This is a genomic window from Streptomyces sp. NPDC001858, assembly GCF_053594615.1.
The window spans coordinates 444,538-458,564 of the sequence record NZ_JBSFEV010000001.1 but is presented as its reverse complement, the minus strand read 5'-3'; the positions used below and the strand labels follow the sequence as shown (position 1 = coordinate 458,564).

13 protein-coding genes are annotated in these 14,027 nt (G+C 69.7%); 5 read left to right on the top strand and 8 right to left on the bottom strand.

Translation table 11 applies throughout. The annotated features are described in order from the left end of the window. Positions 1-99: 99 nt before the first annotated feature. Entirely contained in the window at positions 100-750 is a 651-nt protein-coding gene (locus ACWCPF_RS02260; protein WP_451043044.1) for a TetR/AcrR family transcriptional regulator C-terminal domain-containing protein, read from the bottom strand. Between the two features lie 73 nt (positions 751-823). Here ACWCPF_RS02260 and ACWCPF_RS02255 point away from each other — a divergent pair, with 73 nt between their 5' ends. Further along, positions 824-2,173: an FAD-dependent monooxygenase gene (locus ACWCPF_RS02255; RefSeq protein ID WP_451043043.1), complete on the top strand. Its 1,350-nt coding sequence runs from the start codon at positions 824-826 to the stop codon at positions 2,171-2,173. Here ACWCPF_RS02255 and ACWCPF_RS02250 read toward each other — a convergent pair. Continuing rightward, on the bottom strand, positions 2,170-2,742 hold the full coding sequence (locus ACWCPF_RS02250; RefSeq protein WP_451043117.1) for a Uma2 family endonuclease: 573 nt from the start codon (positions 2,740-2,742) through the stop codon (positions 2,170-2,172). The two genes, ACWCPF_RS02255 and ACWCPF_RS02250, sit on opposite strands and share 4 nt — an antisense overlap. Before the next feature lie 100 nt (positions 2,743-2,842). Then, on the bottom strand, positions 2,843-4,423 hold the full coding sequence (locus ACWCPF_RS02245; protein ID WP_451043042.1) for an acyl-CoA mutase large subunit family protein: 1,581 nt from the start codon (positions 4,421-4,423) through the stop codon (positions 2,843-2,845). 140 nt (positions 4,424-4,563) lie between these two features. Between ACWCPF_RS02245 and ACWCPF_RS02240 the strand changes: the two genes are divergently transcribed. Continuing rightward, the gene (locus ACWCPF_RS02240; protein ID WP_451043041.1) at positions 4,564-5,409 is read left to right on the top strand and encodes a L,D-transpeptidase family protein; all 846 of its coding nucleotides are present in this window, start codon (positions 4,564-4,566) and stop codon (positions 5,407-5,409) included. 217 nt (positions 5,410-5,626) lie between these two features. Here ACWCPF_RS02240 and ACWCPF_RS02235 read toward each other — a convergent pair whose 3' ends face one another. Both ACWCPF_RS02235 and ACWCPF_RS02230 read right to left on the bottom strand, forming a co-directional pair. Next, positions 5,627-6,757: a hypothetical protein gene (locus ACWCPF_RS02235; protein ID WP_451043040.1), complete on the bottom strand. Its 1,131-nt coding sequence runs from the start codon at positions 6,755-6,757 to the stop codon at positions 5,627-5,629. After that, positions 6,757-7,416: an RNA polymerase sigma factor gene (locus tag ACWCPF_RS02230; protein WP_450950799.1), complete on the bottom strand. Its 660-nt coding sequence runs from the start codon at positions 7,414-7,416 to the stop codon at positions 6,757-6,759. Before ACWCPF_RS02230 ends, ACWCPF_RS02235 begins: the two co-directional genes overlap by 1 nt. A 1,038-nt stretch (positions 7,417-8,454) precedes the next feature. Between ACWCPF_RS02230 and ACWCPF_RS02225 the strand changes: the two genes are divergently transcribed. From ACWCPF_RS02225 to ACWCPF_RS02215, 3 genes are read left to right on the top strand one after another with little or no spacing between them, the layout of a single operon-like run. Further along, positions 8,455-8,646, top strand: coding sequence for a hypothetical protein (locus ACWCPF_RS02225; RefSeq protein ID WP_451043039.1), 192 nt, complete (start codon positions 8,455-8,457; stop codon positions 8,644-8,646). Positions 8,647-8,692: 46 nt separating this feature from the next. Beyond that, positions 8,693-9,691, top strand: coding sequence for an ATP-dependent nuclease (locus ACWCPF_RS02220; RefSeq protein ID WP_451043038.1), 999 nt, complete (start codon positions 8,693-8,695; stop codon positions 9,689-9,691). Further along, positions 9,679-10,434, top strand: a complete 756-nt coding sequence (locus ACWCPF_RS02215) for a UvrD-helicase domain-containing protein (protein WP_451043037.1) — start codon at positions 9,679-9,681, stop codon at positions 10,432-10,434. The genes ACWCPF_RS02220 and ACWCPF_RS02215 overlap by 13 nt, the downstream gene beginning before the upstream one ends. On the opposite strand, the gene ACWCPF_RS02210 is transcribed toward ACWCPF_RS02215, so the two are convergent. From ACWCPF_RS02210 to ACWCPF_RS02200, 3 genes are all read right to left on the bottom strand, one after another. Next, the gene (locus ACWCPF_RS02210) at positions 10,402-11,907 is read right to left on the bottom strand and encodes an ATP-binding protein (protein WP_451043116.1); all 1,506 of its coding nucleotides are present in this window, start codon (positions 11,905-11,907) and stop codon (positions 10,402-10,404) included. The genes ACWCPF_RS02215 and ACWCPF_RS02210 overlap by 33 nt on opposite strands. Before the next feature lie 351 nt (positions 11,908-12,258). Beyond that, positions 12,259-13,002 (bottom strand): hypothetical protein, encoded by a 744-nt coding sequence (locus tag ACWCPF_RS02205; RefSeq protein WP_451043036.1) that lies wholly within the window; start codon positions 13,000-13,002, stop codon positions 12,259-12,261. Positions 13,003-13,159: 157 nt separating this feature from the next. Next, entirely contained in the window at positions 13,160-13,807 is a 648-nt protein-coding gene (locus ACWCPF_RS02200; RefSeq protein ID WP_451043035.1) for an RNA polymerase sigma factor, read from the bottom strand. Positions 13,808-14,027 lie beyond the last annotated feature (220 nt).

Below are 14,027 nucleotides of genomic sequence, written 5' to 3'. Positions count from 1 at the left end.
TAGGGGCACGATATGAACCCGCTGTAAACGCGTAATTAGCATTGGGATGCGCTGCGTCGACATATGCCGTCCGCTCACCCGAATGGCCCCCGAGTCGACCTATGCCCGCGTGTATCGCACCTCAATCCCGGTGATCAACAACTCCAGCCCTTCCGTGAAATGCAGGTCGTAGTCGGCGAAGATCTCCGCGCCCGCCTTCGCCGCCAGGGGGAATTCGCTCATCAGCCGGGCGCGCTCCTCGATGTCGTATCCCTCGCGCCGCTCGTCGGGCAGCGGCTGGACGCCCTGTTCCTCGGTGACGAAGCCGATCGTGTACAGGTACGTCGTCGAGGTCGCGCGGACGGCGTCGGCGAGGGCGAAGCCGGCCGCCGTGAAGAGCCGCAGGCTGTCCTCCATCTGCTCGGCGTGCTCGATGCCGGTGAAGCGTGAGCCGCTGAAGACCTTCGCGCCGTCCCGGTAGCCGCGCAGGGCCTCGCGCAGTCCGTGGTTGGACTTGCGCAGCCGGTCCTGCCAGGTGTCGGCGGGGTCGAGGGCGGCGCCGGCGACCATCCGCCGGTACATCTCGGTCGCCATCTCGTCCAGCAGCGCCTGCTTGTCCTTGAAGTGCCAGTACAGGGCGGGCGCCTTCACGTCCAGCTCCTTGGCGATGGCCCGCAGGGTCAGCCCGTCGAGGCCCACCTCGTTCAGGAGCCTGAGTGCGGTGTCCGCGACCCGCGCGCGGTCGAGGGGGGCTCGTCGTCCGGTACTCACACTTGACAGTTTAACGCCGTTAAGGCCACGCTGGCGGGGAACGGAACTTAACAGCGTTAAGGAGAGAGTGGTCATGACGGCACCGACACGGACCGACGTACTGATCGTGGGCGCGGGCCCCACCGGCCTCGCCCTCGGCATCGACCTGGCCCGGCGCGGGGTGGACGCGCTGCTGGTGGAGCGGGGCGACGCACTCGCCCGCGGCTCGCGCGGCAAGGGTCTGCAACCCCGCACGATGGAGGTCTACGACGACCTCGGCGTCCTGGACGAGATCCTCGCCGCCGGGGGCCCGTACCCGGTGGGCATGATCTGGACGGACGGCAGGCAGACCGGCGAGTTCCCGATGTTCGACCCGGCGGAGGACGGCGAGGAGGGCTCCCGGTTCACCGGCCCCTGGATGGTCCCGCAGTGGCGCAACCAGGAGATCCTGCGGGCCCGCCTGGAGCAGCTCGGCGGCTCGGTGGCCTTCGGCCGCGAACTCGCCGGGATCGAGCAGGACGAGACGGGCGTGACGGCGCACTTCACCTCGGGCGAGCCGGTCCGCGCCCGGTACGCCGTCGCCGCGGACGGGGGGCGCTCGGCGGTGCGGCGGGCGCTGGGCATCGAGATGACGGGCGAGCTGCTGGACCCGAACCCGACGCTGGTGGCGGACGTCCGCGTCGCGGGCCTGGAGCGCACGTTCTGGCACGTCTTCCCGCCGAGCGGGGAGGACTCGGACTTCCTCGCCCTGTGCCCGCTGGCCGGGACGGAGGACTTCCAGCTGGTGGCCCGCTTCCCGGCGGGGACGGAGCCGGACCTCTCCCCCGAGGGCATCCGCAAGCTGGTCGCCGACCGCACCCACCTCGCCGCCGAGGACGTCACCGAGGTCGGCTGGGCGTCCGACTTCCGCCCGCGCGCCGCCCTGGCCGACCGCTTCCGCGCGGGCCGGATCTTCCTGGCCGGGGACGCGGCACACGTCCACTCCCCGGCCGGCGGCCAGGGCCTGAACACGAGCGTCCAGGACGCATACAACCTGGGCTGGAAGCTGGGCGCGGTCCTGAGCGGGCGTGCGCCGGAAGCGCTGCTGGACACGTACGAGGAGGAACGGCGTCCCATCGCCGAGGCCATGCTGGGCCTGTCCACGGCGATCCACCGCGACGAGGCGCGACGGGGCGCGGCAACCCGCCAACTGGGCCTGAACTACCGGGACTCGTCACTCAGCGAGGAGACGAGGACGGCAACGGGTGCGCTGCGCGCCGGCGACCGTGTCCCCGACCTGACGGTGGACGGCGTACGCCTCTTCGACCGACTCAAGGGCCCGGACTGGACCCTGCTGAAGCTGGCCGAGGGCATCTTCCTGGTCCGCCCCGACGGCTACGTGGGCTGGGCGGGCGAGACGGAGAACGGCCTCGCGCCCTACCGCGCACGGGTCGGCCTCGACTAGTCGTCGCCGTCGAGGAGGGTGTCCACGGAGAGCTCGAGGGTGACACCGACGGACTCGGGGATGGGGACGACCTGGCCTCGCTTGTAGCGGACGGGGTCGGGGTACTTGCCGTCGACGGGGTCTTGGTAGACGAGTACCAGGTCATGCTTGCGGTCTGCGATGAGGTAGACCGGGATGTTGGCCCTGGCGTACACGTCGACCTTGGTGGCTGTGTCGTTCGTCCAGTTGGATGAGGTCACTTCCAGCACCATGCGGAAGACATGCGGGGCATAACAGTTCTTCTCGACGACCGCGTCGTGGAAGTCGGCGTCCACCACGGACAGGTCCGGCACAGCGTAGTCGTCCGGCCCGGTCGGCAACCACAGGCCGACGCCCGGGACCGTTCTCAGCCCGGCCTGCCGATCTCCGGCTGCGTGGCACGCCACGATCAACCAGGACAATGTCACTTGATGCGGCCCATCCGGCGGCGGTGTCACGACAATGCTCCCGTTGAGGATCTCCACCCGGTGCCCGGGCAATTCCTCCCACAGCCAGTCGGCAGCGTCAGCGAGCGACGACTCGTGCAGCATCACAGCCACGGCACCCTCCTTGTCGGGAACACCCTCCACGAGCGTAACCACGAACGGGCGGTTTCCGCCGCCGATCACCCGTTCGGGGGAAACGCCCAGCTCAGAACGCATCCGACGGCACGTATGTCCCCCACACCCCCCGGAGGGCGTCGCACACCTCCCCCACCGTCGCCCGGGTCCGCAGGGCGTCCTTCATCGGGCAGAGGACGTTGTCCTCCCCCTCCGCCGCCCTCCGCAGGGCGTCCAGGGCCGAGTCCACCGCCGCCTGGTCCCGCTCCGCCCGGAGCCGGGCGAGGCGCTCCGCCTGCTGGGCCTCGATCGCCGGGTCCACGCGCAGCGGCTCGTAGGGCTCCTCCGCGTCCAGCCGGAAGCGGTTGACACCGACCACGACCCGGTCGCCGGAGTCGGTCTCCTGGGCGATGCGGTACGCGCTCCGCTCGATCTCGTTCTTCTGGAAGCCGTGCTCGATGGCGGACACCGCGCCGCCGAGGTCCTCGACCCTGCGCATGAGCTCGACCGCCGCGCCCTCGACGTCGTCGGTCATCCGCTCCACCGCGTACGACCCGGCGAAGGGGTCGACCGTCGCCGTCACGTCGGTCTCGTAGGCCAGCACCTGCTGGGTGCGCAGAGCCAGGCGGGCGCTTTTGTCCGTCGGGAGCGCGATCGCCTCGTCGAAGGAGTTGGTGTGCAGCGACTGCGTGCCGCCCAGTACCGCCGCCAGGCCCTGGACCGCCACCCGGACCAGGTTCACCTCCGGCTGCTGGGCCGTCAGCTGGACGCCCGCGGTCTGCGTGTGGAAGCGCAGCATCAGGGACTTCGGGTTCCGCGCGCCGAACTCGTCGCGCATGACCCGCGCCCAGATCCTGCGCGCCGCGCGGAACTTGGCGACCTCCTCCAGGATCGTCGTCCGGGCCACGAAGAAGAAGGACAGCCGGGGTGCGAAGTCGTCGACGTCCATGCCGGCCGCGACGGCGGTGCGGACGTACTCGATGCCGTCGGCCAGCGTGAAGGCGATCTCCTGCGCCGGGGACGCGCCCGCCTCCGCCATGTGGTAGCCGGAGATCGAGATCGTGTTCCACTTCGGGATCTCGGCCCGGCAGTACTTGAAGATGTCCGCGATCAGCCGGAGGGAGGGCTGGGGAGGGAAAATGTACGTCCCGCGCGCGATGTACTCCTTCAGGACGTCGTTCTGGATCGTGCCCGTGAGCCGGCCGGCCGGGACGCCCTGCTCCTCGCCGACCAGCTGGTACATGAGGAGCAGCAGGGCCGCGGGGGCGTTGATCGTCATCGACGTCGACACCTTGTCCAGCGGGATCCCGTCGAACAGCACCCGCATGTCCTCGACCGAGTCGACGGCGACCCCGACCTTGCCGACCTCGCCGTGCGCGATCGGGGCGTCGGAGTCGTGACCCATCTGGGTGGGCAGGTCGAAGGCGACCGACAGGCCCGTCGTGCCGTGGGCGATCAGCTGCCAATAGCGGGCGTTGGACTCCACCGCCGTGCCGAAGCCCGCGTACTGACGCATGGTCCAGGGGCGGCCGGTGTACATCGACGGGTGGACGCCCCGGGTGTAGGGATAGCCGCCCGGCTCGCCCAGCTTCCCGGCCGGGTCCCAGCCCGCCAGGTCCCGCGGCCCGTACACGGGCTCGATGGGCAGTCCGGACTCCGACTCACGCGTCATGGGTGCGATGCCTCCCGACGAGCGACTGCTCCGACGATCGGACAAAGGAACGATGGGATCATTGCGACGATTACGCTGAGCCCCTGTCATAACAATGCCGCGCCGTTCGCGAAGCGTCATCCGGGGGGAACATCTCTGGCATGCGGATGCGGAGATCGATCACCGTCCTGGCCGGCGCGGCGGCCCTCGTGACGGTGTGCGGCTGTAGCGTGCAGGCCCCGGGGGCGGACGGAAAGGCGCGCCCGCCCGTCCTGGGCGACGCCAGCCCGACGGCCTCGCCCGGCCCGACCGCCGGCGCCACCGCCGGCGCCACCGTCGGCGCCGCCACCAGCGCCGCCACCACTGCCCCGCCGCCCGCGGTCCTGTGGTCCCGCGGCGACTCCGGGCGGGACGTGCGCGAGCTCCAGGCCCGGCTGCGGCAGGTCGCCTGGCTCTACACCGGGCCCACGGGCAGGTACGACGACGCCACCGTGCGGGCGGTGCAGGGCTTCCAGGGCAAGCGCGGGCTGCCGAAGACCGGGAAGACGGACACCGTCACCTGGCAGCGGCTGCTGCGGATGACGCGCGAACCGGGAAAGTGGGAGCTGTATCTGATGGGCGGTCAGCCGGTCGCCGCGCCGGATCCCCGGTGTCTGACCGGGCGGGTGCTGTGCATCGACAAGACGACCCGGACCCTGCGCTGGATGATCGACGGCCGGACCGTCTCGACCGTGTCGGTCCGTTTCGGCTCGCAGTACACGCCCACCCGGGAGGGTGTGTTCCACGTCTACTGGAAGTCCCGCGACCATGTGTCGACGCTCTATGACTCGCCGATGCCGTACGCGATGTTCTTCAGCGGCGGCCAGGCGGTGCACTACTCGTCCGACTTCGCGGCCCGCGGTTACGCCGGCGCCTCGCACGGCTGTGTCAACGTCCGGGACGAGGCGGCGATCGCAGCCCTCTTCGCGCAGGTCAGGAACGGCGACAAGGTCGTCGTGTCCTGGTAGGCGCTGACGCCCGAGGGGGAGTTTGTGGCGCGAGCGGGACCGGGGGAACGTGTCCCGCCCGCGCCGAGCGCACGAGCCGAAGGTACGGGGGGAACCCCGGCTCGGTGCAAGGGCCGATGACCAGTCGGCTCACTTGTTACTGCGTCCCGGCCGCCGAAAACGTCACACCCGCCGCGAAAAAACTTCGACGATCTACAAAGTCGCAGGTCAGAGGCGTTCAGTGGTGGCCGTGGCCGCCGTGCCCGTCGCCGTCGCGTCCGTCGCCGTCGCGTCCGTGATGGCCGCCACCGTTGCCGCTGTTTCCGCCGTTGCGGCCGTCTCGGCCGTGGTGACCGCCGTCGTCGTCCTCGTCGTCGTCGCCACCGCTGTCGGCGCCGGACTTGTCGCCCAGGTTGCTCCCGGGGGTCAGTCCGTTCTGGCCGCCGGAGGACGTCTGGCCTCTTCCGGGGTCCCGGCCGGAGGTGCCGTTGCCGGTGCCGCCGGTGCCGCGGGCGTTGCCCGCGGGGGCGTTGCCGAGGACGCTCGCGCAGTACGCCTGTACCCGCTTCGCGCCGCCGGCCAGGTTCTCCAGGCTCTTGCGGCGGTCGGAGGCCAGCGGCTTGCCGGCGTTCAGGTCCCGGCAGGACGAGGTCGCCTCGGACTGCCGACTGCCGCCGGTGTCGGGGGCGGCCACGGCGCCGTCGTCGCCCGCGGTACCGTCGCTGTCACCGGCCTCACCGGTGTCCCCGCTCCCGTCGGTTTCACCGCCGTCCGGGGTCGCTGAGTGCTCCGCGCCGCCCGAGACCTCCGGGGCGGGCGGGACGAGCGGGCGTTCGGTGACCACGGGGGCCGAGACGGAAGCGGCGGGGCGGCCGGGTTCCTCGTCGTCGAACGGGATCGGCAGTAAGCCCGACCCGGCCACGACCGCGACCCCGCCGACCATCCCGACGGCGAGCGCCGCGGCCAACCCCCACCGCGCGGGCCGACTCCGCCGAGCGCAACGTCCCGTCTCCCGCCCCCGGCCGCCGATCCGGACCAGCCCGGCGTCAGCGGCGCCCGCACCGACCGAGCCGGACCCCATCACGCCGGGGAGGCCGGTGAGGGGGGCGGGGTCGGGGTGGGCGGCGAGGTCCGTGCGGGCGGCTTGGGCCTTGCGGAAGGCTGCCAACGCGGCGGCCTCGCCCGGGAGTTCCTCGTCGGCGGGCAGCGGCTCGGCGGCCGGCGCGGACAGGGCGGACAGCGTCCGCGCGAGCCGCTCGGCCTCTTCGCGGGCCACGGGCCCGCCGGCGACAGCGTTGTCCGGTGATTCACCGCGCAGCAGACGCTCCGCCGTCTCGCGGTCGAGCCACCTGTCCTGCTTGTCGGCCATCACATGTCCTTCTGCGTCCGGGGACGCGCATGCGTCACACCCGCGGACGTCACCGCGCGCGAGCGCGATCCTCGCTGAGGCGGCAGTGCGTCGAGCGCCCCGGCCGTCTCCGGATCCTCGCCGAGCAGCTCGGCGAGCTTCTTCAGACCGCGGTGCGCGGCCGTGCGTACGGCGCCGGGCCGTTTGCCGAGCGTCTCGGCGGCCGTCTTGGCGTCCAGTCCCATCACCACCCGCAGGACGACGGCCTCGGCCTGGTCCTGCGGCAGCCGGGCGATGAGGCCGAGGGTGCGGCCGGTGGCCAACGCCTCGATGGCCTCGCCCGCGGTGTCGGACTCGGCGGCCCGGCCGGTCAGCTCCGTCTCATCGGCGACTGTAGCGGGCCGCCGTCCGCGCATGCGTATGTGGTCCAGGGCTCGGTTGCGGGCGATGCGAGCGGCCCAGCCCCGGAAGCGGTCCGCGTCCCCGCTGAACCGCTCCAGGTCCCGGGCTATCTGCAGCCAGGACTCCGAGGTCACGTCCTCGGCGTCGAGGTCGCCGACGAGCGTCCGCACGTACCCGAGCAGCCGCGGGTGCACCGTGCGGTACACAGTCCGGAACGCGGTCTCGTCCCCGTTCTGTGCCGCGAGCACCGCGGCTGTCAGCTCCGCGTCGTCCCCCACGTCGTGGTTCCTCGGTCGATGGATCGCGGTTTCTGGACCGCAGGTCGTTGCGGTGGTCTGCCGCTTGGCCGTCCGGCGCGAAAGGCACGTTACGACCTGAAACCGCCGCACGTCCATGTCCGTAGAACATGCAACTGACTCGTGACGCAGCGAGGTGTGACAGAAAACGCACTCATGGCGCTGTAGGGGATACGGGCCGCCGCGCGGCCCGTGCCGCGCGACGGCCGGGGCCTCTCCTGTGGGGGGTGGCGGCCTCGGCCGTTGCCCGGGTTTTAGGGCCATGACCTGGGCCTTCAGGTCGTTGATGACCTTGCTGTGGCACCACACATGGACTCGGAACCGCTCGGGGGGCAGCTTGTCTCTCGCCGGGCGCTGACCTGGTCGGCATCCTTCGCCCCTCCGCAGGTGATCCCGTCTTTCTGGAACATGCGCCCGCCCCTCGCGAAGAATGGGCTCTCCGTTGACGTGGCGGTGGTCGGCGAACGGACGCGTGCGCCCCCTCCCGGTCGCTGAATCCAGTAGGCAGTGACCAGCACAGAGACTGTGACCTCGGGGGTCCAGCTCTTGACGCAGCCGTGCCGTGTGGTCTGAATCCCCCCAGGTCGAAACAGGTGCCGCAGCGGATGCGTTCCTCGCCACGGGCGTACGCACAATGACGGCCCTCCAGGTACCGAAGGTTCGGCACCCACGATGGGCACGTCAGCGAGGAAGACCTGGTGGCGCCTGCCCTCGTCCGGACAGGAGAAGTGAGAGCCGAGCTCCGGGGTGCGGCGCTCGCGCCACACGATGCGGAGCAAGCCCGAGTCGGCCGCCGCCCGTTGTGCTCGCGTCGCCCACCATGCCGCAGCCGAGCAGGTGAGGCACAACCAGAGTTCTGATCGATATCGATCAGAACAGACGCATTATGACGCACCGTTGACCACTATGGGCCATGCAGGAACTTCCACCCCTTCAGTGTCAGATACTACTTATGACTCCCGGTGGCCGTAGACATATGCCGCCCCGCAAGTGGGGGTTAAAACCTACTTCGGGAATGCGATGCAGCTGACCCGTGCCGAAGTGATCAATTTCCGCGCTCCGCTGACCGACGTGATCCTGGACCTCGACGACGACTGCTTCACGGTGAAGATCCAGGCCGCGCTGGGGGCACCAAGGCCGCACGACTTCCTCAAGGACTTCTGGACCGCGAGCCAGAGGCAGAAGTTCGACCCCCATCAAGTGGCTGCGTAAGAACTTCTCGGACTACTTCGCCCCCGCCTATCGGGCGATCAGCCCGGTGGACGAGGAGGTGACAAGGGAAATCAAGCGCAGTGCCGCGCAGGCGATCGTCTCGGTGAAGTTCGTCTACGCGCAGACGAAGGTCGACGACACGCCGGGAGACAAGGCGCGTACCCGGTCCAAGACGTTCGAGACCTACTACAAGGTCAAGAGCGGCCCTGAAGGTCGCCACCAGAGTGTTGAGCGCATTGAGGATGCCCTCGCTGCCGCGTCAACGGAACTCGATACTGGCTACGAATCGCTGTTCGACCCAGTCTTCGAGGATCTGCGCAGGGCGAAAGTCAAGGCGACACCGAACGGCGACGAGACACTGCGGTTCCTGCGCCAGTACATGATCCTGCACCGATGCGACATGTTCTTCGCCGACAAGGTGATCCTGATAGAGGGCACCGCAGAACGGTTGCTGCTGCCCGAGATGGTCCGCCGGTGCGCCGAAGGACTCCTACACCAATACGTGTCGGTCATCGAGGTCGGCGACGCCTACGCGGTCCGGTTCCGGGAACTGCTGGAGTTCCTCGACGTGAAGACCCTGGTCATCACCGATATCGACTCCGTCAGTCCGAAGGATCAGAAAGCCTGCGCACCGAGCACCGATCAGGCCGTCGCCTCGAACTCCACGCTCAAGAACCGGCTCCCGGGTCAATCCAGCATCGCCAAGCTCCTCGCCGTTGATCCTGCGGGTAAGGAACACGGCCACGTGCGCGTGGCATATCAGGTCCCGGAGAAGGAGTCGGGCGTCTGCGCGCGGAGCTTCGAGGACGCCTTCATCATCGCCAACTCAGCCGTCCTCGCCCGAGACCTCAGACATCTGGCGCTGAAGAGAGCCTTCATTCAGGAAGTGGGAGCCGACCCTACCGCCGAGGAAGTCGAAGCCAACGCGTTCGCCATCGCCAAGCGGCTCTCCAAGCACAAGACCGACTTCGCGTTCGACGTCTTGCTCCTGGACGGCTGGACCGTTCCCCGCTACATCGCCGAAGGACTTCAGTGGCTCGCCTAGACACGCTCGAAGCTGTCATCGAAGAATTGGAGGCCCGCCGGAGCTTCCTCGTAGAGGCCGGCGCAGGCGCAGGCAAGACCACCACCCTCGTCAAGGCCCTGCAGTTTCTGCTCGGCCGCCATCGCGCCCAGTTGGAGGCGAACGGCCGGCACATCGCGTGCATCACGTACACCAACGTCGCCAAGAGGGAGATCCTCGAGCGTATTTCGGCAGACCCACTGGTGGCCGTGGGTACTATCCATGAATTCCTCTGGAGCGTCATCCAGCGGTACCAGCGTGAACTCTGGAAACAGGTCCTTTCCTACAACGAGACGTTGAAGAAGCCCGAAGACCTCAGCGAGCTTGCCTCGCCCCCCGTCGTTACGTACTCCGATCGAGGTCGGAAGCTGAGCGAGGGCCGCATCTCTCACAACGAGGTGATCGCACTTTCGCTCCGCCTCGTCGAAGCTCATCCCAAACTCAAGCCGATCACCAAGCACGACAATCACCGGTGTTCGCCGCCCGTCGTCGAAGTACTCAACAAGATGCGACCTGAGCTGATCCAAAAAGCTGTCGGAGATCGGCAACAGGGCGAGGTCCACCTGTTTCTCAACGCCGACACCGCAATCGGCCCTCAACGTCTCGAAGTGGCACGCACAGCGCTCGCAGAGAGAGGTTCGGGCTTCTCCGCGCCGCTGGCATCCGCACCGACGCAGCTCGCACTCTTGGTGTCAGCTGTTGTAGAGGGTGGGCAGATCGACTAGGAGGAGGTCGTCACGACGGTCGGCCAGTTCGATCAGGTCGGGATAGAAGCCGTGCAGGGAGTACAGGGCCAGCGTGGTGGCCTCAGTGTCGTACCCCTGATCGGCGAGCAGGGCACGGATACGTTCCAGGCGCTCCAGGTCACCGGTCCCTCGGCGGGCGGCCGTCGCCTTGGCCTCGCCCAGCAGTGCGATCCTCGCGCGGGGAGCCTGTGGGCGCTCGCCGGCGGCCAGGGCGATGACGTCGACCTCGTGCTTCGTCCGGGCGGCCTGGTCGGCGACCTCGGTGGTACCGACCGGACCGGGCAGTCCACCGGGGAGCAGAGTGTGGGCGTAACGACGGGTGAAGTCGCGGGCCAGGTCCTCGAAGTGCGGCCCGAGGATTTTGGAGTTGAAGGTCGGGGCGGCCTGCTGCCAGACCTGCCCGGCGAAACCCTGCTCCACGGCGGCGGCCTGCGGGAGAGTGATGAGCTGGTTGAAACGGATGACGGCGTCGGCGAGCGTGATGACGGGGTGCCTGGAGCGCAGGATGTCCTGTTCCCGACGGATGTAGCCGGTGGATTCCAGGACCCCGAGCGGGTGAGCGACGGCGTTGCGCGGGCGCTCCAGAGCAGCGCCGATCTTGCTGGGCGTGGTGGCGCCGTTCGCGATCGCGGTGAGGATGTCGTAGTACAGCGTGTGTTGCGTGATCCTCGGATCCTCACGCAACAGGTACTCGGTCTCGGTCCGCGAGTACACAGCCCGGCCCGGGTCGAGCAGCGTCCGGGCGAGCCAGGCGTCGAAGCCGTCGTCAGGATGTGGGCGGGCGGCAACCGGACGGTAGCCAGGGGCCCCGCCCAGGACCGCGTGCACCTTGAGCGCGGTCAGCGGGTCGGTGATCTGCCAGAAGGCCCGGCTGTCCCGGTAGTCGAAGGGCCCCAGCCGAAGATCGACCACGGCACGTCCCCGCAGTGGCTTGGTCCCCGAGAGCAGTTCATGCATGACGCTCATCGCGGAGCCACACAGGATCAGCCGCGGCCCCGGCCCGGCACCCGGCTGGGCACCGCGCTGGCGCTCGTCGTAGAGCTGCTGAAGCAGTCCCGGGATCTCGGGCGAGTGCTGGAGCAGGTAAGGCAACTCGTCGATCACCAGCAGCGGGTGCGACGAACGGGCGGTCACATCCAGGGCGTTGGACAAGACGTCGCGCCAGTCTGTCAGGCGCAGGCTCCCCGGCCTCAGACCGGCATGCGTGGCGACCGCGTCACTGAACCGCTGGATCGCGGGCAGCCTTCCTTCCTCCCGAACCGCCGTCACGTACAAGCCGCCGACTTGCTCGGACAGAGCCTGCAGAAGGTACGACTTCCCATGCCGCCGCCGCCCGGAGACAATGCCGAGCCGCATCGCCGGGTCCGGATCGGTGAGAAACCGCGCGAGCAGATCCCACTCCCTGTCCCGGTCAACCACATCGTCCGGCTTGGCCGGCAGCCCCTCCTTCACTTGCCCTCCTACACCTCTACTTCGACGGAATGCGTCTAAGTCTACTTCGACAAAATCCGTCGTACTGGAATTCGCCCCTGAACCGACCTCGCTCGCCCTCATCAAATGCAGCCAAGCCGACGTGGAGCACTGAGGGTTGCGCTGACGGCCCGCACTGACTCACCAGACCGTTGAACATGTGACCAGCGCGTGACCAGTAGCGGTCAGGAACAGCCAGAAACACCTAGATGAGGGCCGATCTAGATGGAAGGCAAGAACCTGCACCAGGACAACAAAGTGCCTGGTCAGAGGCTCTTTATGCTTCTGTCCGACCAGGAGTGGCGGCCTCGGCCGCTGCCTTGGCACAAGGGCTTACTTGCTTGTCGCCCTGCCCGCGGCCCCGTTCGCGGCGTCGTCCGCGGCCTTGTCGGTGGCCTCGGGCTTCAGGGGCTTCGCGGACTTCTCGGGCTTCTCGGACTTCTCCGCATTCGGCGTCTTCTCGGCCTTCGGCCCGGCCTGCGCCGCGCAGTACGCGGGGACGTGCTCCTCGCCGCCCGCCGCCGTCACCAGCCGCTGCCAGGCCGTCGAGTCCAGCGCCTTGCCCGTCCCCCGCACGTTCTCGTAGGCCCGGCAGTGGGCCTCGGTGTCCTTGGCGTTCGCGGGGCGCTCGCGGCCCGCGGGAGCGTCCGGGGTCCCGGAGGGGGCGGCGGACCGGGCCTCGGACGCCGTGGCCGACGCTTCGGGGCGACCGGCGTCGCCGTCGCCGCCGTCCGTGGCGGAGCCGATCGCGGCGTACGCGGCGCCGCCCAATGCGAGGCCGGCGACCGCCACGGAGAGCGTGGTCCGCAGCGAGCGGGCGGTGTGCCGGGCCGCCCGCGGCCGCCAGTCGTCCCGACGCCGGGTACGGGCGGCCTGGAGCGCGCCCTCGTCACGGGCCGTCCGGAACGCGGCGACGGCCCGAAGCTCGCCGACGTCCCGAACGGCTTCCGGGCCGTCGGACTCGCGCAGGGCTGCCGCGAGCAGCTCCTCCACTGCGCCGTGCGGTCCGGATCCGGCGTCGCCAGGGTGCGCACGCCGACGGCCGCGCGCCGCGCCGCCGCTCATCCGTTCACCCATGTCCGCTTCCGCCTCTGTCCGGTTCGTTCTCTGCTCGGTTCGTTCTCTGTTCGGTTCGTTCGCGCGATGGCCCGTGAAACGTTCGTGGGAACGTTCGCGGCGACGCTTGTGGGAAGGTTCGCCGTCCCTGATCGATACGGGCCGTGGCCGCCGCCGTTCACCTTGACTCCCCCAGCGTCCGAGGGCCGTCATCCGTCACACCTTCGCCCGCGCCTTCCCCTGCGCCCTCGACGCCGAGTTGGCGGGCGAGCCGTTTCAGACCGCGGTGCGCGGCCGTGCGGACGGCGCCGGGGCGCTTGCCGAGGACGCGGGCGGCGGCTGGCCCGTCCAGCCCGACCACGACCCGCAGCAGCACGGCCTCGGCCTGGTCGCGCGGCAGCCCGCGGACCAGGTCCAGGGCACGCGCGGTGGACAGGGACTCCAGCGCCTCGTCGTGGGTGCTGTGCGGCCCGGGCAGGTCGAGGACGGCGTCCTGCTCCAGCACCGCCGACGAGCGCGGCCGCACCCGCAGCCGCCGCAGGTGGTCGAGGGCCCGGTGCCGGGCGATGGTCGCCGTCCAGCCGCGGAACCCGGCGCCGTCGCCCTTGAAGCGGCCGAGGTCCCGGGCGATCTCCAGCCAGGCGTCGGAGGCCACGTCCTCCGCGTCGTCGCCGACGATGCCGCGCAGATAGCCGAGCAGTCCGGGCTGCACGATCCGGTACGCGACGGCGAACGCCGCCTCGTCGCCGCCCTGGGCCCGTGCCACCGCCGCGCCCAGTTCCCCGTCGTACGGCTGTGCGCGCCGGGGTTCCCCTCCCTGGCCCAAGACTGTCCTCGTTCGTACGGAGTTCGTTGCGGGCACGCGACTCCCCCGCCGGACGCCGGGTCCTGACGCGGCCGCGCTCTCACGGTCATCAGCGCCGGGCCACACAGAAGTGTCACAGCGTCCGCACCCTTCGCTCGGCCGGGGCGAGCCGGATCGGCTCTCCGCTGTCCCAGCGGACGGCGCCCGCGAAACGTCACAGGACGCCCCCGCACGCCCTCGT